24 protein-coding genes are annotated in these 26,386 nt (G+C 39.6%); 10 read left to right on the top strand and 14 right to left on the bottom strand.

Translation table 11 applies throughout. From position 1 onward, the window contains the following. Nucleotides 1-30 precede the first annotated feature (30 nt). Genes EV693_RS00560 through gpt form a run of 5 tightly spaced genes read right to left on the bottom strand, consistent with a single transcriptional unit; the run spans nucleotide 31 to nucleotide 2,913 of the window. Nucleotides 31-684 carry a DUF799 domain-containing protein gene (locus EV693_RS00560; RefSeq protein WP_132500455.1) on the bottom strand — a complete coding sequence of 218 codons (654 nt, stop codon included), beginning with the start codon at nucleotides 682-684 and terminating at the stop codon, nucleotides 31-33. Next, complete coding sequence (locus tag EV693_RS00555) at nucleotides 684-1,043, bottom strand: DUF4810 domain-containing protein (protein WP_132500454.1); 360 nt, start codon at nucleotides 1,041-1,043, stop codon at nucleotides 684-686. The genes EV693_RS00560 and EV693_RS00555 overlap by 1 nt, the downstream gene beginning before the upstream one ends. 15 nt (nucleotides 1,044-1,058) lie before the next feature. Beyond that, nucleotides 1,059-1,718 (bottom strand): CsgG/HfaB family protein, encoded by a 660-nt coding sequence (locus EV693_RS00550; protein WP_132500453.1) that lies wholly within the window; start codon nucleotides 1,716-1,718, stop codon nucleotides 1,059-1,061. A gap of 30 nt (nucleotides 1,719-1,748) precedes the next feature. After that, nucleotides 1,749-2,378 (bottom strand): guanylate kinase, encoded by a 630-nt coding sequence (gene gmk / locus EV693_RS00545; protein WP_132500452.1) that lies wholly within the window; start codon nucleotides 2,376-2,378, stop codon nucleotides 1,749-1,751. Between the two features lie 55 nt (nucleotides 2,379-2,433). Then, nucleotides 2,434-2,913 (bottom strand): xanthine phosphoribosyltransferase, encoded by a 480-nt coding sequence (gene gpt / locus EV693_RS00540; RefSeq protein ID WP_132500451.1) that lies wholly within the window; start codon nucleotides 2,911-2,913, stop codon nucleotides 2,434-2,436. 180 nt (nucleotides 2,914-3,093) lie between these two features. Here gpt and EV693_RS00535 point away from each other — a divergent pair, with 180 nt between their 5' ends. From EV693_RS00535 to EV693_RS00525, 3 genes are all read left to right on the top strand, one after another. Further along, the gene (locus tag EV693_RS00535; protein WP_132500450.1) at nucleotides 3,094-4,548 is read left to right on the top strand and encodes an aminoacyl-histidine dipeptidase; all 1,455 of its coding nucleotides are present in this window, start codon (nucleotides 3,094-3,096) and stop codon (nucleotides 4,546-4,548) included. Between the two features lie 73 nt (nucleotides 4,549-4,621). Next, nucleotides 4,622-5,395 carry a tRNA cyclic N6-threonylcarbamoyladenosine(37) synthase TcdA gene (gene tcdA, locus EV693_RS00530; protein WP_132500449.1) on the top strand — a complete coding sequence of 258 codons (774 nt, stop codon included), beginning with the start codon at nucleotides 4,622-4,624 and terminating at the stop codon, nucleotides 5,393-5,395. A gap of 257 nt (nucleotides 5,396-5,652) precedes the next feature. Further along, nucleotides 5,653-6,639 (top strand): amidohydrolase family protein, encoded by a 987-nt coding sequence (locus EV693_RS00525; RefSeq protein ID WP_132500448.1) that lies wholly within the window; start codon nucleotides 5,653-5,655, stop codon nucleotides 6,637-6,639. A gap of 174 nt (nucleotides 6,640-6,813) precedes the next feature. On the opposite strand, the gene pepT is transcribed toward EV693_RS00525, so the two are convergent. Together pepT and EV693_RS00515 are read right to left on the bottom strand one after the other, a co-directional pair. Further along, a complete protein-coding gene (gene pepT / locus EV693_RS00520) occupies nucleotides 6,814-8,067 on the bottom strand; it encodes a peptidase T (protein WP_243694541.1) in 1,254 nt (417 codons plus the stop codon). Between the two features lie 204 nt (nucleotides 8,068-8,271). After that, complete coding sequence (locus EV693_RS00515; RefSeq protein WP_132500447.1) at nucleotides 8,272-9,051, bottom strand: Rossmann-fold NAD(P)-binding domain-containing protein; 780 nt, start codon at nucleotides 9,049-9,051, stop codon at nucleotides 8,272-8,274. A gap of 175 nt (nucleotides 9,052-9,226) precedes the next feature. Here EV693_RS00515 and EV693_RS00510 point away from each other — a divergent pair, with 175 nt between their 5' ends. Together EV693_RS00510 and gorA are read left to right on the top strand one after the other, a co-directional pair. After that, the gene (locus EV693_RS00510; protein ID WP_132500446.1) at nucleotides 9,227-9,880 is read left to right on the top strand and encodes a nitroreductase family protein; all 654 of its coding nucleotides are present in this window, start codon (nucleotides 9,227-9,229) and stop codon (nucleotides 9,878-9,880) included. Between the two features lie 89 nt (nucleotides 9,881-9,969). Further along, the gene (gorA, locus tag EV693_RS00505; RefSeq protein ID WP_132500445.1) at nucleotides 9,970-11,340 is read left to right on the top strand and encodes a glutathione-disulfide reductase; all 1,371 of its coding nucleotides are present in this window, start codon (nucleotides 9,970-9,972) and stop codon (nucleotides 11,338-11,340) included. Nucleotides 11,341-11,392: 52 nt separating this feature from the next. Here gorA and artM read toward each other — a convergent pair whose 3' ends face one another. The 4 genes from artM to artP are packed head-to-tail and all read right to left on the bottom strand — an operon-like array spanning nucleotide 11,393 to nucleotide 14,255. Then, nucleotides 11,393-12,067: an arginine ABC transporter permease ArtM gene (artM, locus tag EV693_RS00500; protein ID WP_132500444.1), complete on the bottom strand. Its 675-nt coding sequence runs from the start codon at nucleotides 12,065-12,067 to the stop codon at nucleotides 11,393-11,395. After that, a complete protein-coding gene (gene artQ, locus EV693_RS00495) occupies nucleotides 12,067-12,738 on the bottom strand; it encodes an arginine ABC transporter permease ArtQ (RefSeq protein ID WP_132500443.1) in 672 nt (223 codons plus the stop codon). Before artQ ends, artM begins: the two co-directional genes overlap by 1 nt. Nucleotides 12,739-12,772: 34 nt before the next feature. After that, nucleotides 12,773-13,495 carry a transporter substrate-binding domain-containing protein gene (locus tag EV693_RS00490; RefSeq protein ID WP_132500442.1) on the bottom strand — a complete coding sequence of 241 codons (723 nt, stop codon included), beginning with the start codon at nucleotides 13,493-13,495 and terminating at the stop codon, nucleotides 12,773-12,775. A gap of 25 nt (nucleotides 13,496-13,520) precedes the next feature. Further along, nucleotides 13,521-14,255 (bottom strand): arginine ABC transporter ATP-binding protein ArtP, encoded by a 735-nt coding sequence (gene artP / locus EV693_RS00485; RefSeq protein WP_132500441.1) that lies wholly within the window; start codon nucleotides 14,253-14,255, stop codon nucleotides 13,521-13,523. A gap of 241 nt (nucleotides 14,256-14,496) precedes the next feature. On the opposite strand from artP, the gene EV693_RS00480 reads away from it, so the two are divergent. The 3 genes from EV693_RS00480 (at nucleotide 14,497) to EV693_RS00470 (ending at nucleotide 18,765) form a co-directional block, all read left to right on the top strand. Then, on the top strand, nucleotides 14,497-16,284 hold the full coding sequence (locus EV693_RS00480; RefSeq protein ID WP_132500440.1) for a protein-disulfide reductase DsbD: 1,788 nt from the start codon (nucleotides 14,497-14,499) through the stop codon (nucleotides 16,282-16,284). Between the two features lie 46 nt (nucleotides 16,285-16,330). Continuing rightward, nucleotides 16,331-17,152 (top strand): SDR family NAD(P)-dependent oxidoreductase, encoded by an 822-nt coding sequence (locus tag EV693_RS00475; RefSeq protein WP_132500439.1) that lies wholly within the window; start codon nucleotides 16,331-16,333, stop codon nucleotides 17,150-17,152. A gap of 191 nt (nucleotides 17,153-17,343) precedes the next feature. Beyond that, nucleotides 17,344-18,765, top strand: a complete 1,422-nt coding sequence (locus EV693_RS00470; RefSeq protein ID WP_132500438.1) for a sucrose-specific PTS transporter subunit IIBC — start codon at nucleotides 17,344-17,346, stop codon at nucleotides 18,763-18,765. Between the two features lie 438 nt (nucleotides 18,766-19,203). On the opposite strand, the gene EV693_RS00460 is transcribed toward EV693_RS00470, so the two are convergent. Continuing rightward, on the bottom strand, nucleotides 19,204-19,566 hold the full coding sequence (locus EV693_RS00460) for a glycerophosphodiester phosphodiesterase family protein (protein ID WP_243694543.1): 363 nt from the start codon (nucleotides 19,564-19,566) through the stop codon (nucleotides 19,204-19,206). 676 nt (nucleotides 19,567-20,242) lie between these two features. Between EV693_RS00460 and EV693_RS00455 the strand changes: the two genes are divergently transcribed. After that, nucleotides 20,243-20,500 carry a DUF1637 domain-containing protein gene (locus EV693_RS00455; protein ID WP_132500437.1) on the top strand — a complete coding sequence of 86 codons (258 nt, stop codon included), beginning with the start codon at nucleotides 20,243-20,245 and terminating at the stop codon, nucleotides 20,498-20,500. Between the two features lie 83 nt (nucleotides 20,501-20,583). On the opposite strand, the gene EV693_RS00450 is transcribed toward EV693_RS00455, so the two are convergent. Beyond that, a complete protein-coding gene (locus EV693_RS00450) occupies nucleotides 20,584-21,828 on the bottom strand; it encodes a DUF2254 domain-containing protein (protein ID WP_132500436.1) in 1,245 nt (414 codons plus the stop codon). 163 nt (nucleotides 21,829-21,991) lie between these two features. On the opposite strand from EV693_RS00450, the gene EV693_RS00445 reads away from it, so the two are divergent. Beyond that, on the top strand, nucleotides 21,992-25,705 hold the full coding sequence (locus tag EV693_RS00445; protein ID WP_132500435.1) for a S6 family peptidase: 3,714 nt from the start codon (nucleotides 21,992-21,994) through the stop codon (nucleotides 25,703-25,705). A 316-nt stretch (nucleotides 25,706-26,021) separates the two neighbouring features. Here EV693_RS00445 and EV693_RS09730 read toward each other — a convergent pair whose 3' ends face one another. After that, complete coding sequence (locus EV693_RS09730; protein WP_424991499.1) at nucleotides 26,022-26,234, bottom strand: hypothetical protein; 213 nt, start codon at nucleotides 26,232-26,234, stop codon at nucleotides 26,022-26,024. Nucleotides 26,235-26,386 lie beyond the last annotated feature (152 nt).

Below are 26,386 nucleotides of genomic sequence, written 5' to 3'. Positions count from 1 at the left end.
CCCAAATAAATTACCGTTTAACTTGCGGATTTATTTTTTGGGCTGCAACAGAAGGCGTGGACCATTTAGAATACCGCCATTCGTACCTAAATGAAATAAATGGCTAGTCGCTGTTTTTGCTACATCATAGCCTCTATCTTTCATTGTGTTAGTAATTTGGTTTATAGCAGAGACAACTAGCTGTACCAGTATTCCATTGTTGCCACTACCGCTGCCTTCACGAGTAACCTGCTCACCTTCCCAAAGGATTTTACCTGTACGTAAATCAACTAACTTACCTGCTACAACAACAGAGGTGATGCTATCAATTACTTTATACTCCGTGCCATATTCTTTCACATTGAGATACATAATCGCATCAGCCCCAAAGATTTCTTGAATTTTCTTAATGCTAGCACTACGAATACTGTTTCCATCAGGCAACCCATTTTGTTTGAAGACTTCATCAACTAATGTAACAGGGAATACATAATAGCCTTTTTCGGCTAAAGGTATAGAAGCTTGTGCTAATACACTAGTTGGTGCTTTAACGTCAAGTGAATCATTTGTCGGCATGACTAACAAAATAGATTTTGGGTTACTTTTTTTAAACTCAGTATAATCATACGGCTCTTTTGGCTTTGAATGACAGCCTGTTAGAGCGAGTGTTGCAACTGAAAGTAAGAGTAAAGTCAGTTTTTTCATTATTTCTTTCCTTTTACCTTTTGCAAAAATTGAATGAATTGGCGAGCTTCAGGAAAATGTGTATTCTCCTGTTCAAAAGCAAGTTGTGCCTCACTTTGTCTACCTTGTTTGGCAAGCAATAAACCTAGATGCCCATAAATACCAGGAGCTAGCAGCTTATTCTTTTCCTGAGCCTTCTCAATAATTTTACGTAAGTTTTGCTCTTGCTCGCTCAAATCATTCTTATCCTCATAATAGCTATACACAATATCGTTATAGTTGCCCCAATAATAAAGGCTATTATCTTGCCTGCTACCACAAGCCGCAAGTAATACTAAGCTAGTGCAAGCGATCAATTTTTTTAAAAGACGTCCTTTCATTGCTTATCCTTATGGTTATTTGTTTGGCTGCCAATGTCCCGTTTCAATGCCTGAAACAAGCTTATTCACTGCTTCACGAATAGCCAAATCTAGCACTTTGCCATTTAAAGTGCTGTCATAGCCTGCAGAACCACCAAAACCTAACAGCTCACGATTAGACAAACTATATTCACCTGCACCTTGTGCAGAATATACAACTTCTGTTGTGTTCACATCTACTACATTAAGCGTTACTTTTGCATAAGCAATCTGCTCTTTACCACGACCTAAAATACCAAATAATTGGTGATCACCAACGGTTTTTCGCCCAAATTCAGTTACATCGCCAGTAATTACATAGGTTGCCCCTTTAATAGTTTGTTTTTGACCCTGAAACTGCGATTCTTTCGCTGTTTCTCCCATATTAGCACGGTCTAGAACACTAAAACGTCCTGTTTGCTGCAAATGAGCAACGAGGATCGTTTTTGATTGACTGCCTAATTGATCGCCTTCAGAAAACGCTCCATTTTGATAGCTTGATTTATTTTCAAATCGCCCTATTGCAATCGAAGATTTTTGTCCTTGATAAGCGGATTGGTAGCTGCTCACTTTTGGGGTGTTAATTACACGAGAGCCTTCCGTTGCACAACCTGATAATGCAACGATTGTAGCTAAAATGATAAGTGCTTTTTTCATCATTTACTCCTAAAAAGTAATGTTTGTTGTTTAAGAAAGTAATGTTGCAATCAAATGTTGGTAACACACCGCTTGCCGATCTTTTTTCAATCGCTCCGCAGTTAAAATACTTTTGAGATCGCTCAGTGCTGTTTGAAAATCATCATTAACGATCACATAGTCAAATTCATCATAATGACTCATCTCTGACACCGCTTCTGCCATACGCCCAGCAATCACTTCCGCTGAATCTTGCCCTCTCCCAATCAACCGCCTTTCGAGTTCCGCTTTTGATGGCGGCAAAATAAAAATGGTTTTAACATTTGCCAATTTTTCTCGAATCTGACGAGTTCCCTGCCAATCAATATCAAGAAAAACATCAATTCCTTGAGCAAGACTTTGCTCAATCATTGGCAGAGACGTGCCGTAATAATTGTCGCCAAACACTTTCGCCCATTCAAGAAAATGCCCTTGTTCAATGAGTGCCTCAAAGTTTGCGTGATCAGTAAAATAATAATGTTCGCCCTCTTTTTCCCCAGGTCGAGGCAGGCGGGTGGTGTGCGAAATAGAAAGCTGCACTTGTGTACGAGGTAAATCAGCTAATAATGCGTTAATTAGCGAAGATTTGCCTGCACCGCTTGGTGCAGAAACAATATATAAATTCCCTAAATTGGCTGTCATTTTATCAATTCTTTTGAACAATGGACGATAAGATATGAAGACATCTTATTTCTGACTATTTTTTAGTAAGCGGTGGAACAAAGGTTAATCCCAAATCCCAAGGCTGTTCAATCCAAGTTTCTTGTGGAATATCAACAATATAATCATCAACCAGCTCTGCCCCCTGTGGCTTAGCAAACACAGTTACAAAGCGTGCATTCGGATACATTCTACGAATTTCACGGGCGGTGTTCCCTGTATCTACTAAGTCGTCAGCGATGATAAAACCTTCGCCTCCATTCTCAAGCTGTGCAGCCTGTAATACTTTTAATGTTCCTTGAGAATCGTGGTCGTAACTGGCAATGCACACGGTTTCAACGTGTCGAATACCTAGCTCACGAGCAAGCACTGCAGCAGGAAACAATCCACCACGGCTTACAGCAACAATGCCTTTCCATTGATTTGCTGGCAACAGACGTTCTGCTAACTTGCGTGCGTGCATATGAAACATATCCCAAGTAACGATATATTTCTCATTTGTGTATTTTTCACTCATAAACATCACCTAAAAAAAGCGGTGGCTGTGCCACCGAATAAAAAAATCGTCTAAGGATAACCTGAAAAGGGCTTTCGTGCTATCATTTCACCGCAAAATTTGCAGAAAAATTCAGAGAAAAATGAACTTTTGCAAATTTTTGAAACAATTTAACCGCTCACAAGATTTATGGAGAGAAGAATGTCCGAAATTCAAATACTACAACCGTCCCTATTATGGAAATGGTTCGATCAAATTTGTGCAATCCCCCACCCCTCTTACCACGAAGAAGAAATTGCTCAGTTCATTATAAATTGGGCAAAAAGCAAGCAGTTTTTTGTGGAGCGAGACGAAGCTGGCAACCTTTTAATTCGTAAACCTGCAACAAAAGGAATGGAAAACCGCCAAACGATTGCCCTACAAGCTCACCTTGATATGGTGCCGCAAGCTAATGAAGGTACCGTTCACGATTTCAAAAAAGATCCAATCCAACCTTATATTGATGGTGAATGGGTCAAAGCTAAAGGCACAACCTTAGGAGCAGACAACGGTATTGGCTTGGCATCGTGCTTAGCGGTATTAGACGCCGATGATATTGCTCACCCAGAAATTGAAGCTCTACTGACAATGACAGAAGAAGCTGGAATGGAAGGGGCTATCGGGTTACGTCCAAATTGGCTCAACGCAAATATTATGATTAACACTGATACCGAAGACAATGGCGAAATTTACATTGGTTGTGCAGGTGGAGAAGATGGCAATGTGGAACTACCGATCGACTATATCGATAATCCATTTGATGGGGCAATTAGACTTCAATTAAAGGGACTACAAGGCGGTCATTCAGGCTGTGATATTCACACCACTCGTGCGAATGCAATTAAATTACTGGCCCGTACATTAGCTGATTTGCAACAAGAAAACGAAGTTCAACTTGCTGATATTCAAGGCGGCAGTGTGCGTAATGCGATCCCCCGTGAAGCCAATGCGACACTGGTTTTTGCTGCAAACAATCAATCAAAAGTAACCGCTTATCTCAATCAGTTTGAACAAAATTTAAAATCAGAACTTTCACTTGCTGAGCCTAATTTATATTTTGTGATTGAAACTATCGTACCGCCAGAAAAAAGTTTCAGTGCAAGTGCTAGCAATCGCACTATTCATCTGCTCAATGCATTGCCAAATGGTGTTATCCGCAACAGTGATGTGTTAAAAAACGTGGTTGAAACCTCATTAAGCATTGGTATTTTAACCACCGAAGAGGGTAAAGTGCGTGCCAATATGCTAATTCGTTCTTTGATTGAAAATGGTAAAGCGGACGTTCGTAGCCGCTTGAATTCACTCGCTAAACTGGCTGGAGCAAGCACTCACTTTTCTGGCAGCTACCCAGGTTGGGAGCCTGATCCTACTTCAGCAATCACCCCGATCACAAAACAAATCTATGATCAAATTTTAGGCTACGAAGCAAAAGTTAAAGTCATTCACGCAGGTTTAGAGTGTGGTTTAATTAAAAAAGCGTATCCATCAATGGATCTCGTTTCAATCGGACCGACTATTCGCAATGCACATTCACCTGATGAAAAAGTGCATATTCCAGCTGTTGAAATTTACTGGACATTACTCACACAACTTTTAGCACAAGCTCCATTAAAATAAATACCGCAAGCGGTCAGTTTTGCAAAAATTATTGCAATATTGACCGCTTACTAAAAAGAAATGAAGGAATGTTATGGCACACATAGATCATTATGAACAACGTTTCGGTGGAATTGGGCGGCTTTATAGTCCGCAAGGCTTACAACAGCTACGCACATCACACATTTGTGTCATCGGTATTGGCGGCGTAGGATCTTGGGCTGTGGAGGCACTCGCTCGATCAGGCATTGGTCAACTCACCTTGATTGATATGGACGATATTTGCATCACCAATATCAACCGTCAAATCCACGCCCTATCAGGGGAAATCGGCAAGCTTAAAATTGAGGTGATGAAAGAGCGTATACACAAAATTAACCCCGACTGCCAAGTAACGCTGATTGATGATTTTCTCACACTTGATAATTTACAGGATTATTTGTTGCATGATTACGACTATGTGATTGATGCCATTGATAGCGTGAAGGTAAAAGCTGCTCTGATTGCATTTTGTAAACGAAATAAAATTAATATTATTACCACAGGGGGAGCAGGCGGACAAACCGATCCAACTCAAATTCAGATTGCCGATCTTAGTAGAACCATTCAAGATCCTCTTGCTGCGAAAGTGCGTTCACTCCTACGCCGTGAATATCGTTTCAGTCAAAACCCCAAACGCAAATTTGGTATTGAATGCGTCTTTTCCACTCAACCGCTTATTTTCCCTAAAACAGATAACGAGTGTGAAGTTTCCGCCACAATGAGCTGTGCTAACGGTTTTGGCGCTTCCACTGTCGTAACCGCCACATTTGGTTTCTTTGCTGTCAGCCGTGTGATTGCAAAATTGTTAAAAAATAAGACCGCTTAACGATATCATTAATTCAAAGCAACCGTTTGCTTTTTTATTTAGCAAGACTTATACTACACATCTAGTGCCTGCACAGAAAGTCAGGAGACAGGAACTAGATATGCAAAAAAAGATACAAAGCCGAATAAACACCGTTTTTTTAATCCTATTTACGCAACATCGCCTTAAGCAAAAATCAGGCGGTGTTGCTTTTTTATTATAATCAGATCTCTATTGAGATCTTTTTTTTGTCCAAAATCTGTGATTAGAGGAAATCAATGAGCCAATTAATTCGTACTTTAAAAACCCATATTCGTGATGAAGTCATTAAAAAAGGAGGTTGGGTGAATGCCCACGCTCACGCTGATCGAGCGTTTACGATGACACCAGAAAAAATGCAAATTTATCAAGAAGCGGATTTACAACAAAAATGGGATTTGGTTGATGAAGTCAAACGCAACTCTAGCGTGGAGGATTATTACCGCCGCTTCAGTCAAGCCATCGAATTAATGATTTCTCAAGGCGTAACTGCATTTGGCACTTTTGTTGATATCGATCAGGTTTGTGAAGACCGAGCTATCATCGCAGCCCATAAAGCGAGAGAGGTCTATAAAAATGATATTATCCTAAAATTTGCTAACCAAACATTAAAAGGCGTGATTGAGCCGAATGCTCGTAAATGGTTTGATATCGGCTCACAAATGGTAGACATTATTGGTGGCTTACCCTATCGTGATGAACGAGATTATGGCAAAGGGCTAGAAGCAATGGATATTTTAATGGAAACCGCCAAATCGCAAGGCAAAATGTTACACGTCCACGTTGATCAATTTAATACTCCCACAGAAAAAGAGACCGAGCAATTGTGTGATAAATCGGTCGAACACGGAATGCAAGGAAGAGTGGTAGCGATTCACGGGATCTCAATTGGTGCACACCCCAAAGACTACCGACAAATGTTATATAAAAAAATGAAAGCCTGTGAAATGATGGTCATTGCCTGCCCAATGGCGTGGATTGACAGCCCACGCAAAGACGAATTTTTACCCTTCCATAATGCACTTACACCCGCCGACGAAATTATCCCAGAAGGTATCACCCTTGCTCTTGGCACAGATAATATTTGTGATTATATGGTACCTCTTTGTGAAGGCGATATGTGGCAAGAACTCAGCCTCCTATCCGCAGGCTGTCGCTTTACAAACTTAGATGAAATGGCAAACATTGCTAGCATTAATGGACGTAAAGTACTTGGGTTGATTTAATGTTCGGTAATATATCTGTTGCATCTATTTAAAACTATTAAGAGAAAGTAACCAATAGCATTTAGAGCATTGTATGCGAAAAATGCTAGTAATTACTTTCTTCGTTCTAACAGAATACCTCTTATCATTGAGATAGAACATTTACCGTGATTAACACATTATTTAATTAATCTGTTATTCTGCAAACTCTGTGAACATTTCAGCGATGTGAATGAGTACTGCTGTAGCTTGACTCATAGTATCGACAGACACAAACTCAAAGCGTCCGTGGAAGTTTTCACCACCAGTAAATAAATTTGGCGTCGGTAGCCCCATAAATGAGAGGCGTGATCCGTCCGTGCCACCACGGATAGGTTCTAATTTCGGCGTGATACCTTGTTTAATCATCGCTTTTTGTGGAATGTCCATTAAATATGGGTGAGATTGAATGATTTCATTCATATTACGATATTGTTCGTGAATTTCTACCGAACCGCAGTTTTCTCCGTATTTTTCCTGCATTTTTGCCATTGTTTGCATCAAATATTCACCGAGTTGTGCCAATTCTTGGCGGTCGAAACTACGCAAGATATAATGCAGTTGGCATTGCTCAATTTCCCCTTTGATGTCGTGTAGCATAAGATAGCCTTGACGATCGCTACTTGTTGCTGGTGTTAAGTGAGGCGGTAAGGATTGCTGAAACTCACAAGCTCGTTCAAAAGCATTAATCATCTTGCCTTTTGCATAACCAGGGTGAACACTCCGTCCGATCAGCGTAACAGTTGCACTATCTGCATTGAAACTTTCACATTGTACTTCGCCAAGTGGCCCGCCATCTAAAGTATATGCAACATCTGCACCAAATAATTGAACATCGAAATTATCTGTGCCACAGCCAATTTCTTCGTCAGTGGTAAATCCAATTCGGATTTTTCCGTGCGGAATCTGTGGGTTAGCAAGTAAATATTCAACTGCAGAGAGAATAATAGCAATACCTGATTTATCATCTGAACCCAGTAATGATGTCCCATCAGTAGTAACTAAGGTATGACCAATTAAGCCTTCAAGTGAGGAAAATTGGCGTGGTGAGAGGGTATGTCCGCTACCTTTGAGCAAAATATCTTCACCATTGTAAAAGTCAATAATTTGCGGTTTGACATTTTTACCATTGAAATCAGGCGAGGTATCGACGTGTGCTAATAAGCCTAATACTGGCAATGGCTTATCTGTTGTAGCAGGCAAAGTAGCGAATAGAAAACCTCGTTCATCAAGATGAATATCAGTCAACCCCATTTCACTTACTTCATCACGCAAGAGATGTAACAAATCAAATTGCTGTGGAGAGCTAGGAACAGTTTGGCTATTCGGATCAGAGGTTGTGTAAATTTTTACATAACGCAGTAGGCGTTCGAGGTTTTGTTGCTTAAATTGAGTTGCGGTCATTGTCATTCTGCCATTCCTGAAAATGAAAAATAAGAGATTTTATTGTACTGCTAACCTGCATAAACAGGTAAGTAATATTTTACTTTTCTACCATCTTATACATTCCAGTTACAGCACTACATCAGCAATGGAGGTCTATTTTAGATAAAAATTATCTTGTAAAAAAGTCCTCATTTCATTTTTATCTACTTTCGGGAAATGGAAAGGCAATCAATCAAAATCAAATGGCGAAGCGTACTGATAATGAAAATTCAACTCTTGGCAGATTTTTGTTGCAAGGATTTTGCGGTTAAGCGGTGAGTTATCGGCTAAAAAATGCAAGGGGGGAAGCCCTCGTTTTTTGGCTGCATAGGAGTAAAATTCCGACTTTGTTGGGTGTTCTGGTGAACATAGGTGATAGATTCGCTTACCGTTAGGGCGTTTAATTAATGTTTCAATGGCTCGAAGGCAATCATTTAAATGGACTAAATTGACAGGCTGATTTACCCCTTTCAGTGCATTTTTTCCAGCCAAGTAATGCACTGGGTGGCGTTGTTTTCCCACTAATCCTGCAAGACGTAAAATATCGCTTTCTATTGTTAATGTAGAGAACCATTGTTCTAGTGTGATTAATGCTTCGGTTCGTTCGTTTTCGGCAAAAGTTAGCGAAGATTCATCGAAAGTGGCTGACTGTTGTGGGAAAACAGAAGTGGAGCTGATAAAAATACAATGTTTCACGCCTTGTGATATAGCTTGCAGAATAAGTGCCTTGATCGCCTCAACATAGGTAGTAGGCTCAACGGTATTGGGTGGAATATTAATGACCAAACAGTCGCTATTTAACCATTCTTCGTGATAAACAGGGCTGTCTAGTGAAAATGGATAGCAATTGATATGGGCGTGCCAAATTGCTTGGCGTTTCGTCCCCACGACCTGATAGCCTTTATCGCTTAAATATTCCGCCAATGGTAATCCAAGCCAACCTAGTCCAACGATAGTAATTTTTTTCATTTTCTGTATGCCTTTTACTTTTATAGTTCCAAAATTAAGTCCGTCCTATTTTGACATAATTCAAATAAAAGCGAAAAATTGCCCGCTTAACAGAGTTTTTTGTTTAGACTGTCCTCCAATTTTTCAATTTATTGTATCTAATTTATGACTAATCTATCCAATTATCGGAGGCAATATGCAACTACTTGATGCGATTAAACAACGAAAAACGATTAAGTTATTTCAGCAAAACCACCTTATTCCTCGAAGTATTTTAGAAGAAATGCTCAATATTGCTCAACTTGCACCTTCTAAAGCCAATCTACAACCGTGGCGTTTTGTTGTAATCGATGAGCCACAATCCAAAACCGCTTTATTAGATCACGTTGCATTTAATCGCCCGCCTTGTGAAACCGCTTCTGCATTAGTACTTGTATTAGCTGATTTACAGTATAGCGAATTGATTGAGCAGATTGTGGAATATTCTATTTCTCACGACTGTTTACAGCCTGAGTTTAAGGATCGTACCATTGACTTTTTAACCCACCTTGATAAAGGATTAAATGATCAAGCACGCCGAGATCAGATCTTAATTGATGCCAGCCTTGCCGCTATGCAATTAATGTTAGCCGCTAAACAGCAAGGTTATGATACTCACGCCATAGGGGTTTTTGATCGTGAAGCCGTGTTCAATATCCTGCAAATTGATTCAGCACGCTATGTGTCAGTAATGCTGATTGCCATTGGCAAGGCAGCCGTTCCTGCTTTGCCGAGTACTCGCTTACCATTAGATTGTACGACTGTTTGGAATAGCGGTAATGATTTAGGGAAATGCACTCTCTATAAGTAAGTTATTGTCAAGCGGTAGATATTTCTCGTTTTTCTGCAAAAAATTGATAGAATCCTACCGCTCATTCACTCATTTTATAAGGAAAAACGATGACTAAACATTATGATTATATTGCGATTGGTGGTGGCAGCGGCGGTATTGCTTCGATTAATCGTGCAGCAAGTTATGGCAAAAAATGTGCGATTATTGAAGCAAAACATCTTGGCGGTACTTGTGTTAATGTAGGGTGTGTGCCTAAGAAAGTGATGTTTTATGGGGCACAAATCGCTGAAGCTATTCATCATTACGCACCTGATTACGGTTTCGATTTGTCTGTTAAACATTTTGACTATGCAAAATTGGTTGAGAGCCGTCAGGCATATATTAGTCGTATTCACACTTCCTACAATAATATGTTAAGCAAAAATAACGTTGATGTGATTAACGGGTTTGCAAAATTTATTGATGCTAACACACTTGAAGTGAGTTTTTCTGATGGTTCTACCGAACAAGTTAGTGCCGATCATATTGTGATTGCAACAGGAGGAAGACCATCACGTCCGAACATCAAAGGGGCAGAGTACGGTATTGATTCAGACGGTGTGTTTGCCTTAACTGCATTACCAAAACGTACCGCAGTCGTTGGAGCAGGCTATATTGCGGTTGAAATTGCAGGGGTTTTCAATAGCCTTGGGTCAAAAACAGATTTATTTGTTCGCCAACACGCCCCTATGCGTAACCAAGATCCGTTGATTGTTGAAACATTGTTGGAAGTGCTGAAACAAGACGGCATTTCATTGCATACTCAAGCTACTCCGCAAGAAGTTATAAAAAATACAGACGGTTCTCTTACGCTCAAACTTGAAGATGGACGTGAAGTGGAAACTGATTGCTTGATTTGGGCAATTGGTCGTGAACCTGCGACAGATAAAATTAATCTTGATGCAGTAGGGGTTGCGACAAATACAAAGGGACAAATTAAAGTCGATAAATTCCAAAATACCAGTGCTGCTCATATTTATGCAGTAGGGGATATTATTGAAGGCGGAATTGAATTAACGCCTGTAGCGGTGGCGGCTGGTCGCCATTTAGCAGAACGTTTATTCAACAATAAACCTGATGCCCATCTAGATTATAGCCTTGTGCCAACCGTGGTATTTAGCCACCCACCAATCGGCACTGTGGGATTAACTGAACCACAAGCAATTGAACAGTTTGGAGCTGAAAATGTGAAAGTTTATACCTCGTCATTTACACCGATGTATAGTGCCGTAACGCAACATAGACAGCCTTGTCGAATGAAATTAGTCTGTGCAGGCGATAACCAAAAAGTAGTTGGGCTACACGGCATTGGCTTTGGGGTAGACGAAATGATTCAAGGCTTTGCGGTCGCGATTAAAATGGGTGCAACAAAAGCGGATTTTGATAATACCGTTGCAATTCACCCAACAGGCTCAGAAGAGTTTGTAACGATGCGTTAGGTCACAAGCATTAGCTAAAAGAGAAAGTGGCTTCGTTTCCACTTCCTCTTTTCTAAGCATCTCTTTTTTCAAAAGCTAATAAATAGTGTTCAAGTTTGCGAAGAACAAGCGTCATTACACCTGTTATCGCCAGATAAATCATACCAGCCATTCCATAGATAGGCAGTGCATCATATTCTGTGCCATAAAGCTGGCGAGCGTAGCCCATAATATCCATAATGGTGATCGTAGAGGCCAACGAAGTCCCTTTAAATACCAAGATAATCTCATTACTGTAAGAGGGTAATGCACGTTTAATGGCATAAGGTACAAGGATTTTAAGTGTTTGTAGGCGATTCAGCCCTAAGGATTGGCAGCTCTCCCATTGTCCTTTGGGAATCGCTTTTACCGCACCGTGGAATAACAAAGTAGTGTAAGCAGCACTGTTTAATCCAAGTGCGAGCATTGCACAAAACCACGCATTGGAAAGTAATGACCACATCGGACTTTGAACAATCCACGAAAATTGCCCAGGACCTGCATAAATTAAGAAAAATTGAACTAGAAGTGGCGTGCCTGTAAATAGCGTAAGAAAAACATTAATTCCGCCTTTAATAACACCATTATTCATTGAAAGTAAAAAAGTAAAGCATACCGCAAGCACAAACGAAATAGAAAGTGCAACAACAGTCAGTAACAAGCTGGTTGGAATGCCTTGAGCGATAACGTTAAAATATTCTTGTAACATTACTTTTCTCCCCGTTCAAAACGAGTAAAGCGATTTTCTAGTTTCCGAATAATGACTTGACTTATCAAGGTAATCGCAAGATAGATCAGAGCAGCAAAACCATACCAAGTAAAAGGCTGGTGCGTATTGGTATTAATTAATTCTGTCTGACGCATTAAATCGTGGACACCAATTAATGAAACTAATGCGGTATCTTTTAGCAAAACAAGCCATTGATTACTTAGCCCTGGGAGGGCGTGTCGCCATACTTGAGGCATTATGATACGCAAAAACGTTTGTCCTCGGCTCAATCCCAAAGCCATCGCACTTTCCCACTGCCCTATCGCAATCGCTTGAATCGCTCCTCGTAAAGATTGAGAAGCGTAAGCTGCAAAGATTAAAGCTAATGCAACAACACCAGCCCCAAAAGCACCAAGCTCAATAAATTCACCTGTCAGCAACTCAAGTATTTCAGGTGCACCAAAATAGATCAGAAAAACGACCAAAATTTCAGGCAACCCACGCAACAATGCAATACCTACAGCGGCAGGACGGCTAATCATTGTCCATTTATGACTTTCTAATACGACAAAAATCATCGATAGCAGCAATCCGAGAATCAACGAGCAGACCGCTAACCCAAGTGTCATTAGGGTTGCGGTATATATTAAAGGGAGATAATCTACAAACATAGTGCTGTTTATCCAATTTTTTTTAGGTCAGCCATTACTTCGCCAGCCATTTATCATAAATTTTTTGGTATTCACCATTTGCTTTAATCGCCGTAATCCCTTTATTGAGGCTTTCAACCAGCTCTCTATTAGATTTATTGACCGCAATACCCAAGCCATTATTGAAATAGCGTTTATCACTGACACGTTCTCCAACAAAATCCAGTTCAGGATTTTTAGACAAGATATCTCTTAACACGTCCGTATCACCAAACAGAATATCTATCCGCCCATTTTTAAGATCTAAAATAGCATCTTGTAAGCTAGGATAAGATTTTGGCGAATATTGCTTCGCTTCTGCATTAATATATTGTTGGTAAGTTGTACCGTTTTGGACGCCAATATTTTTTGCACTGGCTAAATCTGTTTTACCTTTTAGCGAAATAAAGCTGGCAGAGCTTTCGTAGTAAGGAGCAGTGAAAGCCACTTGTTTTGCACGAGCTTCGGTGATATCCATTGCGGAAATAGCAGCATCAAATCCCCCTCTTCCTTTAATTAAACTTGGAATTAATGAATCAAAAGATTGACTCTTAAAGTGGCAAGTCGCATTAATTTCTTGGCAAATGGCATTAGCAATATCAACATCAAAACCAATGATTTCACCTTTTTCGTTAGTGAGCTCAAAAGGCGGATAGCTTGGCTCCATTGCAAAAGTAATGTCTTGAGCATAGCCAAAACTGGCTGTTGAAATTAAAGTAGCGAGAAGTAGTTTTTTCATAGTAAGTCCTTATTTTAAATATGGGTTAATGTGAGTGTGAAAGATAATGAGCAAATTCTGCAGTTTTCGGCTGTTCAAAACAGCGAGCATCACCAAATTCGATAATTTTTCCCTTTTCCATATAAACCACTTTGCTTGCAGTTTTACGAGCAACAGAAACCTCGTGAGTAACAATAACTTGCGTAATTTCGGTATGCTGTAATTCTTTAATAATCTCCACAACCTGTGAGGTTATTTCAGGATCTAATGCAGCGGTGGGTTCATCAAATAGCAACACTTGTGGCTGCATCATCAATGCCCTTGCAATTGCTACTCTTTGCTGCTGACCACCTGAAAGCTGTAGTGGAAAACGTTCAGCAAAATTCCTCAATTGCAAGCGTTCAAGCAAACCCTTAGCACGCTCAATCGCATTTGATTTTTCTAAGCCAAGAACTTTCATCGGTGCTTCAATTAAATTTTGCAAGACGGTGAGATGTGGCCATAGATGATATTGTTGGAATACCATTCCTACCTCACGACGAAGCCTCCCAACTTGCTTACTATCTGTACGAGCGGTCAAATCAAAGCGTAAATTTGCAATTTCTAACGTGCCAGATTGCGGTACTTCAATCAGGTTTAATGTGCGTATCAGCGTACTTTTCCCTGCACCACTTGGCCCTAACAGCACAACCGTATCGCCTTTTTCAATATCAAGATTAATATCGAATAACACCTGATTAGCACCATAGAAGAAATTGAGATTACTTATCTTAATTGCCATTTATAAAACCCTTACGACTTTAACTGAATTAATATTAATATTATATGCATAGTTATTCAATTGTTTTTGTAAAAATTGTCAAAGTTTTTTATCTGCTGGGCAATTTTCTTGTTTTTGGTATAAACTTTTCAACCTTTGCTATGTCGAACGATACGCTTTTTAGGCATGACATTTCTATCTAGGTATTTAACATCTCTTTTTTATCTCTGATAAAATAAAACTTAAAGGAACTATACATTTTATGCGTTTATGGATTTTATTGCTGACATTGGGACTCAGTTTATTTGCCCATTCAGATTTGTTTAAAAGCAAACCCAAATTTTTAAGTAGTGAGCAGGCGTTTATCTTTTCCTCCCAGCCTACTTCGAAAGGGATTGAACTTAATTGGCAAATTGCTTCAGGGTATTACCTTTATAAGAAAGCGGTTGAGATAAAGCCTGTGAATAGCACGCTTGGCAAATGGCAATTTCCTGCCTCAGAACGCCATAATGATGAATTTTTTGGCGAAGTCGAAATTTATCGTGATGAATTAGCTATTGATGTCCCAATTTTATCACGAGAAAATAACGCACAACTTGAAATCCATTATCAAGGTTGTACCGAAGGATTTTGTTATCCGCCAGAAGTAGTAACGGTTTCACTAGATGGTACAGCAGCACAATCTCCTCTATCCAGTCTTCCATCTTCTGAACAACAAGCGGTTGAAACAGAAGAAAAATTTGCAAAAAATACCGCAGAACGCACCGCTCACACAGCCGAACAAACAGAAGTTGTACAAGCAGAACAAGATCGCCTTGCTGAGCAGCTTTCAGCCAATCGTTTTTCCATTTTTTGGTTTTTTGTCTTAGGGTTAGGTCTCGCATTCACGCCTTGTGTGTTACCGATGCTGCCGCTGCTGTCTGCAATTGTGATTGGTAACCAGAAACGCCCAAATAGCGTGCGTGCGTTTCTATTGAGTATCACTTATGTGCAAGGTATGGCATTGACCTATACTTTACTCGGTTTAATCGTTGCAGCAATTGGACTACCATTCCAACAAGCACTACAAAGCCCGCCAGTGTTAATCACACTAACGATTGTGTTTATCTTACTCGCATTATCAATGTTCGGCTTATTCACCATTCAGCTACCACATAGCTGGCAGCAAAAACTCAATACGATTAGCCAACAGCAAAAAGGCGGCTCATTTACCAGCGTGTTTATTATGGGTATGGTCGCAGGTTTGGTCGCCTCTCCGTGTACCTCGGCTCCGCTTTCTGGTGCATTACTTTATGTTGCACAAAGTGGCGATCTGTTTACAGGCGGTTTAGCACTCTACCTATTGGCGTTAGGAATGGGTATTCCTTTAGTACTCATTACTTTATTTGGTAACAAAGTTTTACCTAAATCAGGCGATTGGCTTTTAAAAGTCAAAACAATGTTTGGTTTTGTGATGTTGGCTCTGCCTGTCTTTTTACTTTCACGCATTTTACCTGCTGAATTTGAACCCTTTATGTGGTCAGCATTAGCCATTGCATTCTTATTCTGGTTAAACGAGCAATTTGCAGGCAAGAGCATCGTGTCAAGCATTGTGCGACTTATCATACTCATCTGCGTGATTTTAACAGGCAAGCCGTGGGCAGATTTAATTTGGCAGCCTCATCTTTCCTCAACGCAATCGACTGCCCAACAAACAACGAACCATTTCGTAAAAGTGCATTCGCTTGCCGAATTGGAACAGCAGTTGCAAGCAAATTCAGGTAAAAAAGTGATGTTTGATCTTTATGCTGACTGGTGTGTTGCTTGTAAAGAGTTTGAAAAATACACGTTCCACGATCCTAAAGTGCAAGCAAAATTGAACGAAATATTGATATTACAAGTGGATATGACCAAGAACTCGCCTGAAAACGAGGCATTATTACGTCATTTTCAAGTGTTAGGATTGCCAACTATCTTATTCTTTGATGAACAAGGGCAAGAATTAAACAACAAGCGTGTAACAGGTTTTATGCCTGCTAAACCTTTTCTGGCTTGGCTTGAACAGCTATGATCTGTTTTGGCTATAACCTATTTTACAGAGAAACGAAATATCTAAAATGAAGCCCACTATTTTTATCACAGGTTGTTCATCTGGCATTGGTTACGCCACTGCACACTACTTGCAACAACAAGGCTGGCACGTTATTGCCAGCTGCCGCCATTTAGATGATGTTCAACGTTTGCAGTCGGAAGGCTTGGAGTGCCTACAACTTGATGTAACCTGCTCCGAACAAATTCAACAGGTTTTTGCCTATCTTGCAAGCGGTCGATTAGACGCCATTTTTTGCAACGCAGGCTATGGACAACCAGGGCTAGTGGAGGATATTTCTCGTGAAGCGTTACGAGAAATTTTTGAAACCAATGTGTTCGGTGCGTGGGAAGTGATCAATCACGCACTGACTATTTTTCGTCAGCAAAACAATGGGCGAATTATCATTAATAGCAGCATTTTGGGTTTTGCGGCAATGCATTTTCGTGGTGCCTATAACAGCACAAAATTCGCATTAGAAGGTATGGCAGATACATTACGCCACGAGTTATATGGCTCAAATATTTATGTCAGCCTGCTAGAACCTGGTCCAATTGAAAGTCAATTCCGTCCCAATTCATTAGCTAAACTTCATCAATACATTGATCTAAAACAGGTTAATAACCCTATTTTTTACCAACAACAACTCTCTCGCCTCACCAAACAAGGCAATGCCAACCCCTTTACTTTACCTGCTCTAGCTTGTGCGAAAGCCTGCCTAAATGCACTAAAGGCTAAAAAACCTAAAGCTCGCTATCTGGTAACCTTCCCAACCTCACTATTTTGGTGGTTACGGCGACTATTACCCACCACAATATTTGATTTTTTCTGTCGCAAAGCAGGCGGATAATCCACTTAATAATGATTAAATAGTAGTTATATGTCTAAATTTTAATCAAAATTCTGCTAAACTTGCTAAAAATGTGATCTAGGTAACAAAACTAAAACGTTTTAGTAAAAATAGTAGATTTAGCTAAATCGTTTTAGTTACAATAATGCTGTTTAAATTTTTAGCAACCAACACATCTATAGGCGGTCATTATGAACTTTTCTAATATTGCGCAACAAGTGATTGAAAAACTTGGCGGTAAAGAAAATATATCAGCAGCGGCACACTGTGCAACTCGGTTACGTTTAGTAATCAAAGATGAAAATCTGATTGATAAAACGGCTGTTGAAAATATTGAGGGCGTTAAAGGGCAATTCTCTGTTGCAGGTCAATATCAAATCATTTTTGGATCAGGCACAGTCAATAAAGTGTACGATGAATTAACACTTTTACTGGGTATAGATGAACTTACCACAGCAGAACTCGCCAGTGCGAGTGCAGAAAAACAGAATGTGTTACAACGAGCGGTAAAAGGATTGGCGGATATTTTTGTGCCAATCATTCCTGCTATCGTGGCAGGCGGTCTATTGATGGGACTTCACAGTATGCTGACAGTGAAAGGATTCTTCACAGACGGCGTGAATGTGGTGGATATGTACCCAAATATCGCAGATTTAGTCGATTTAATGAATACCTTCGCAAACGCTCCCTTTGTATTTCTGCCCGTGCTGCTAGGCTTTTCCGCTACTCGTAAATTTGGAGGTAACCCATTTCTGGGGGCTGCCTTAGGTATGTTATTGGTACACCCTGCATTAGCTGATGGCTGGAACTATGCTTTAACACTCGCAAAAGGAAATATTCAATATTGGAATGTTTTAGGTCTGGAAATCGAAAAAGTTGGCTATCAGGGAACGGTTATCCCAACGCTCATTTCGGCTTGGATACTCGCCACACTTGAAAAAGGGTTACGAAAAATTGTGCCATCATTTTTAGATAACTTAATTACGCCATTATTTGCACTTTTTATCGCAGGCTTCCTTGCTTTCACATTAATTGGTCCACTAGGCCGTGAAGCAGGCACCTTAATCAGTGCAGGACTAACGTGGTTATATGGCAGCTTAGGTTTTGTAGGTGGAGCAATTTTTGGTACATTTTATGCTCCTATCGTCATCACAGGAATGCACCAAACATTCCTCGCTGTTGAAACTCAACTATTGGCAGACGTTGTGAAAACAGGTGGCACATTTATCTTCCCAATTGCCGCAATGTCAAATATCGCACAAGGTGCAGCGTGCTTAGGTACAGCCGTGGTAATGAAAGATGCAAAAGTGCGTGGTATTGCAATTCCATCAGGCATTTCAGCATTACTTGGGATCACAGAGCCTGCGATGTTCGGTGTAAATTTACGCTTTCGCTTCCCCTTCATAGCTGCAATGATTGGAGCAGGTACAGCCAGTGCATTTATCGCATTTTTTAACGTGAAAGCCATTGCTTTAGGTGCGGCAGGTCTGCCTGGAATTCCATCAATCAAACCAGATAGCCTCGCAATGTACTCTGTCGGTATGATCCTCTCTGCATTAATTGCATTTGTTCTAACCCTTCTCCTTGGCTCTCGAGTAAAACATAAAATGTAATCTTTTCCTACGCCTAGGCTACAACCCAACATCATTTAAACTGGTTGGGTTGTACAAGAGGATTTAACCCATTGTCTTACTGCAATTTATTCCCTTCGAATTTTATAATGCACCTCTCTTATCAAAATGTAATGTTTCACGCACATACAACGGTGCTCAGTTATCAATCCCAATTCGCAAAATATAGCCAAATGTATTAGCACAATAAAGCACCCATACCCAAGGGTTTGACAGCAAATACGTCTTGAAAATTTGCCATTTACTCATTGTCTCAGCAACCGTATTTTCTTCTTCAATTGGTTCTTCAAAAATTTCTTCGCTACTGATTCCAGCCTAATTCAAGCGTAAAAATGCCATACTACTCCTCTAAAAGGCTATTAAAATTATTACGAATTAAATACATCGCCATATAAGACAAAAATACAACCAAAAAGGCTTTCAAAAACTGTCTGAAAGAATGCCAGTTTTATCGTTTACTTCCTTGAGTTTATCGGCATTGCGGTTATAAGCTAAGAGATTGTCTGTTCCAAATTCTTGAGTTAATTCCACAAGTTTATTCAAGTCCATCTCTTTCAAATCCAAATCGATCCAAACCTTCCCCTTAGCAACCTCCAAGGCTTCTCGTAAAGTTGGAACACGATGAATCTGCCCATCAAAACCATCAATTAATTTAAGTTGTTGGATTTGAGATAACGTCAGTTTAGATGCCAACATCTTACCTGCAAATTTGCCTGATTTTTCTTTTAGATCAGGAAAAATCTCTTGCACATTGGTTGTGCGATCTAAGGTTTCATCGTGCAGTAAAATGTAATGCCCATCTGCTATTAAACAAGGATCAACCTCAATGTCCCCAACGCCTCAATTAATACCCAACTTGATCGCCGCAATTGAGTTTTAGGGAAAATACGACTTTCAACACCAGCTTGTGCTTGATAAGCTACTGTAATGAGAGAGAAAGGATAAGATGAAAATTTTTTTGAATATTAGTAACCGCTGATGTTTCAGCTAAACTATTGCTAGAGAAGAGAAGATCTTCGCTACTTTCCAACATTAATCTCAGCCAGTCGATAATAAATTATTAAAATTGTGATCTACTTTACAAAAATACATAATAAAAGGTAATGATATAAGAATAGAGTACGCAACCTAGCCAATGCAACTAGGAAATATATAAGTGATTTTTAGATTATAAGGGCAATTTGATAGTAACACTTCCTCTTTACTGTTAAAAAACTAGAGAAAATAGAGACAGTCTAAAAAGCAAATAGAGGCTATTTTATATTATAACTAAGTCACATATTAATATGCGTAACGTTCATTTGTTGTCTTTTGTTTAAGAGTTTACAGATGAAACAATATGCTATTGCTTTGACTAGAGATTAGCTTTGCAATATTTTCTAATGCACAATACATCGATCAGGTTAAAACAGCGGGAGAAACTTTTTGATCGATCTGCTTTTACTGTTGTTAAAAAGCATTGAAAAAAGATGAGGCGATCCCACGTCATCATCACGAAGGATCAGAAATTATTTTTACTGTACTACAAGAGAGAATTACGGTTAAGTTAGATGGTTCAAAGAAACATACGCTTGAGTCAGGCAATATACTTCAATTTAGTGGGGATCACCTTATCGAAAGTGAAAAAGTGTCAGAAAATACCGAAATTATGGCTACGTTAGTGTATCATCAGGATCATTCCCACACTGATGAAGCCTCACATAAACACAAGCATTAATCGCAGTAGCGATATTATTTTTAAGTGTGAATGCAATATTCATAAAAAAGACGCACTGTCGGTGCGTCTTTTAGATAAAGATGTTATTCAAAGTGCTGATGATATTCTTGCTCTACCGCTTCTATGTCATCTTTAAAGGCAAGCTGTTGTTGGAAACGAGAAAGCGAAATTTTGGCGACTCTTTGGGCTGCATCGGCAATTTCGGGATCTGTTGTATTTTGAGAAATACCTGCCAATATTTTTTGCATAACAAATCCTATTTCCACTAATTCTGAGCCGTCTCGAGCGATCGGTAAAAAGCTTTGGCTAATCCAATCGTATTTATCTGCTTTAATAATGGATAATCGATCATAATTGGTTTCGGTATCTTTAGTTGGTGGCACTTTCGTTAATAAATTGAGCATCGTAACCATCACGCTAATCGCTGTATCTGGATCATTCGTGGTGGGAGGTAACGCTCGTTGGGCAATTTCTCTTAGTACGATAAACCCCCATTCAGGATCTTGTTCATAATCTCTTTGTACTGCAATGAAAAAACAGCTTCTAAAAGCATTAGCATCTTGCTGCGGATCATTGATGTAGGCGATCGGGGTGTTAGGAAAGAGCAACTTCCCAGGGCGAACGGCTACGTGAATATGTGTGTTGTTTTCCTCAGCAAGATGTTGTAACGAAAGCATATTAATATGGGTTAGGTAGCCAGATTTTTCAGCATATAACACTTGCATTGTTGGTTTAAGTGAGCCTTGCCAAGTTGCTCCAAAGTAGGGCTGTTTATAATGATTTTCTAAGGCTTGCTCTGTTTTCTGTTTAATCTTATTTAAGGTATTCGCTAAACCGCCAAGATGGGAGAGGGTGAAAACCCAACGGATAAGCGTGATAATTAAGTAACACAGTACAGCGATTGTGCCAATAAACAGTAGAAATCGTCCATTCTGCCCATAATATTCCATACCTAATGCAGTTTTGGCTATAACAGCAAAGATAAAAGCAGAGATAAAACTTGAAATTGCAGTGCGAGTGCGATCATCGCCCATAATTAATTCGGTGGCTCTCGGTGTTGCACCACTGGAAACAGAAGAGAATGCAGAAACCATAATGGAAAGTGAGAATATGCTGACTGAGAGCATACTGGAAGCGATGACAGTGAGTAGTCCTTCAAGGGTATCTCGGCTGATATCAGGGAAGACGCCGTAATTTAAGATTTGCCCTAGAAAACGGGAGATAAATGCAAAAATAGCGGCAAAAATTGCCCAATAAGCTGGTACAAACCAAATTTTATTACTGGGCTTTTTCATAAAGAGTAGCCAGCGATAGAGCGTGTTTGTCATTGTGTTTCCTTAAAAACTGGTGTGTAAAGTAACATATGATTTATTTCACAATGCACAGCTATTATTTGATTGCTTCCATTAATTTAATAGAACTTTAATAAATTGAATCAAGCTGATGATAACACTATAATTAGCGGAAAGAATTCTAGGTAAATAAAAAGCTATGTCAAATATTAATCCTTTAAATCTAAAAAAGACAACTCTCGTGTCATTCTTGTCACTTATCTTTGTGTCTTACGCACAAGCATCAATGGTACGAGACGATATCGACTATCAATATTTTAGAGATTTTGCTCTAAACTTGGGCAAATTTACACCAGGTGCTCAAAACATCGAGGTCAGAAATCCAGCAGGTGAGCTGGTTTCTATTATGATGCAAGATGTGCCGATGCCAGATTTAAGTGCAGTCAATCGAAACGGCGGATTTGCTACACTGGTTGGCGAACAACATCTTTTAAGTGTTGCACACAATAGTGGCTATCGATCCGTTAGTTTCGGTGAAGCTGGCAGCAACCCTGATGCTCACTATTATACTTATAGCTTGGTAGATAGAAATAATTTCCCGGGTGGCAGAGGAGTGCACACAGACTACCACGCCCCTCGCTTAGATAAAATGGTAACAGAGGTTGCACCTACCGCAATGAGTGAAGCGGGCAATCAAGCACCGACTTATACTAATAAAAATCGTTTTCCTATGTTTGTCAGAGCTGGTTCTGGTGTGCAATCAGTACGAAGCAGAGATAATAAGATTACGACTATTGTAGATGCTTATAATTTTTTGACAGGGGGAACCTCATTAAATATTAATGGCAATCGGCAAAATTGGCTGGACGGTAGCGGCTCATTATTTGATAATATTTACGGTGGTATGGTCACGTATGGCACGCCAGGGGATAGTGGCTCTGGGCTGTTTGGTTACGATAAGCAATTGGGTAAATGGGTGGTTGTTGGCGCATTAAATTATTATGCAGGCGATCATGGTTCATCTAATACGTGGATTATGGTCCGTCCTTACTTTCACAAGGAAGTATCTGACAAAGTATTTGCAGGATCCTTGCCTAGAGGTGATTATCAGTGGAAAACGACTAGCAACAAAACAAGCACAATATCAGGCTCACCAAAAACGCTCACTGTTGATTTAAAAAATGGCAATGACAGCAATCATGGTAAAACGGTTGAATTTACTGGAACAGGAACGCTGACTTTAACTAATAATATCGATCAAGGTGCTGGCGGACTGTTATTTAAAGATAATTTTACCGTCAAAGCGTCGAGGGATTTTACACACCGTGGCTCTGGCGTGCGTATCGATAAGGGCAAGCAGGTCACTTGGCAGGTAAAAAATCCTAAAGGAGATCGGTTATCTAAAATTGGTGAGGGGACACTTTATGTCAATGGCGAAGGTGAAAACCTAGGTGATATCAGCGTTGGCGACGGTACTGTGATATTGGCACAAAGAAGAGATAGCAGAAACAAGCAGCAGGCATTTAATGAAGTGGGGATTGTTAGCGGTCGAGGAACGGTCGTCCTATCAGATAATAAGCAGGTCAATCCAGATAAGATCTATTTTGGATTTCGTGGCGGTCGCTTGGATTTAAATGGCAACAGTATACTCTTTAATCGCATACAAAATGTTGATGCTGGCGCAATGATTGTCAATCACTCAAACAGACCAGCTAATCTGACGATCAGGGGGCTAAACCCTAGAAATAATAATGAGAAACTGACCGCTTTTAACGGTGTGCTAGGCGAAACTGATACTCGCAAAAACAATGGTGTGTTAAATGTTAATATTGATCTTCATACCCGCGATTCAAAAATGTTGTTATCAGGTGGTGCTAAGTTAAAAGGTAATTTCATGGTTCATAACGGTGAGGCGATCTTATCAGGTAGACCAACGCAGTATGCACCAGGTAAAATGACAGTTACCAAAGATAATCGTGGGAACAAAAAAATCAATTATAATCCGCAAGCAGAGAATGTTTTCGATGGTGATTGGATAAACAGAGAATTCACTGCCAATGCATTTGTAGCAAATAACCAAAGTACATTGACAATTGGTCGAAATGTCACTCGTGTTGCTGGTGATTTATGGGGAGATGGCAACTCAACCTTAAATCTTGGTATTGCAGAAAATAGCCTTAGCTGTATTCGTTCGGATCTGACGGGGGTGGTTGGATGTGATCATAGGATCGGCACTCAAGGATTTAATGCATCGCCAAAAACAGCGATTGTAGGTAATTTAACCTTGCAAAACTCAGCAAAAGCCAACATCAATAAAGCACATCTAACAGGTAGGGTGCAAGCATATCAAGGTACGACTCTGAATCTAAGCAGAGATGCTCGCTTGACATTGACCGCCAACAGTCAGGTGGGTAATTTAAACATGTCTAATGGCTCCGAGATAGACTTAAATAATGCACCCTATAGTCCGATTAACTACTATACGCTGACTGTGAATGGGGATTTAAGCGGTGCTGGTCAATTTAATTATTTGTCCAATATTGCCGAATTGAAGTCGGATAAACTGGTTGTTAGGGGTAGGGCAACTGGTGGACATTGGCTCAACGTAAAAAATACAGGTAGAGAGCCTCATAAATCTAAAGACAGATTAACTTTGGTACATCTAAATGGATCGAATCACAATACGGCAACTTTTCGGTTAAAGAATGGAACGGTTGATGTGGGGTCATTGCGTTATTATTTAGTAAAAGAGGGTAATGATTATCGCCTATATAACCCCACAATGGAACAGCTTATTGATAAAGAAGCTGAGGATGCTAGACGCAGAAAACAGCAAGAAGAGGCTGAAAAAGCTAAAAAACAGCGAGAAGCTGAAAAGCAGCGCTTAGCAGAAGAGGCAAAAAGACGAGCCGAAGCAGAACACCTCAAACAAGAGGTTCAAAGACAACTTCTCCTTTTGGTTCGACGCTGGGGAACTCCAGCAACACGTGCTGCGACAGCAGAGAATATTGAGGCAGGAGATTTATTTACCCAATCTCAAATTACCAGTGCTTATGCCAATACCGCAATCTCTTGGCTATCTTCTCAAGCTCGTACCACCTTGGCTCTTGGACAGTCTCTTGATGATGAGATCGCTCAGCCAAAAGCATTGGGTACCAGAATTTATGCGTCTAGGTTACGACTTAATGGCAATTTTGAGAATAATTATCACCGTGCTTATGATACAAAGTATGCAGCTACCTTAATTGGGCTTGATAATACATTTCCCACAGAGTTTGGTACAGCAACTATTGGCGGCACATTCACCGATGGAAAGAGTGCTAATCGCTTTGACGATGATGTGACTGGTCAAGATAAAAGCACCACATTACATCTTTATACCAAGATTCAAAATCAACAAGGTATTTTTGCTCTTGCAACGCTTGGAGCTGGTATAACCAAAAGTGAGATTAAAAAAGAAGATCTCACTCATATTGATACCAAGTTATTTGATTCATCATTCAAAGCAGGCAAGGCATTTAACACCAAGGTGTTGGATATTACACCAACAATTGGGCTTCGTTATGCCACGATATCACCTAAAGATCATAACATTGATGAGGCTCAAATTGTGGTTGATAAAGCCAGCGTGATCAATACTAATGCACAGATAAAGCTGTCAAAATCAATACAGATAAGCGAGTTTAATGTTATACCGAGCATTGAGATGGGATATAGCAAAACTCATAGTACAATGGCGGTATCGGTTAATGATCATCATTGGAAACAAAAGTTATCAGATGATTACTACTACCGATTAGGATTGGCAGCAAAAACAGGGGCGGTCAGTGCTTCAGCAACACTAGGAAAAAATTTGGGTGACGATGTAAAAGACAATCTTAATGCTCAGGTAAAAATCTCTTACATGTGGTGATTATCCTATTATGTATTAGTGGGTGCTAGTTAGTAGATAAAATAGTAGCTAAATATTATGCTTGATAATATTTAGCTACCCCTTATTAAGAATGCTTTTTATAAACTAACTTGCAACTAGTAATATTCAGGTATAGTAGACAAAATGGTGGCTAAATATTCGCTTTAGTATTATTTAGCCACTCTTTTTATTTAAAAAATCCTTTATAAACAAAATCTTATGTGATTTACTTAATCCATTAAAACTAATACACCAAATTCTCGACCAAAAAACGTGGTATCCATAACGATATTTAAATAAGGGGAAGCTGGTGGTTTTAATTCTGCTTTAGGAGGTTTTTTTTCAATATATTTTTTAATAGTTCTCGCTGACATTGATATTTAATAGCGAGTGATCTATAGGTTTGTTTTCCTTGTGAATAACCGAACCAAGTATCAGCAGGATTTAATTTTTGTTGGTAGGTAAATATTTTATGATAAAAATTACATTTATAACGTTGGATATTATTTCGAACACTATGTTTTTTGATATTAGAATAATGGCAAAAAGGACAATTTTTTGTTCATATTTCAAAAAAGTGGGTTAAATCCTTATACTATCGGTATTATGTAGCAGTTGCACAAAGATTTAACCGCTTGAAAACATTAACATCCCTATTGAAATTTTCACTCAATAGGGATT

Source organism: Nicoletella semolina (assembly GCF_004345745.1).
GTDB classification, from domain to species: domain Bacteria; phylum Pseudomonadota; class Gammaproteobacteria; order Enterobacterales; family Pasteurellaceae; genus Nicoletella; species Nicoletella semolina.
Note: the sequence above shows the minus strand (reverse complement) of the source record. Positions and strands in the feature narration are given on the sequence as shown.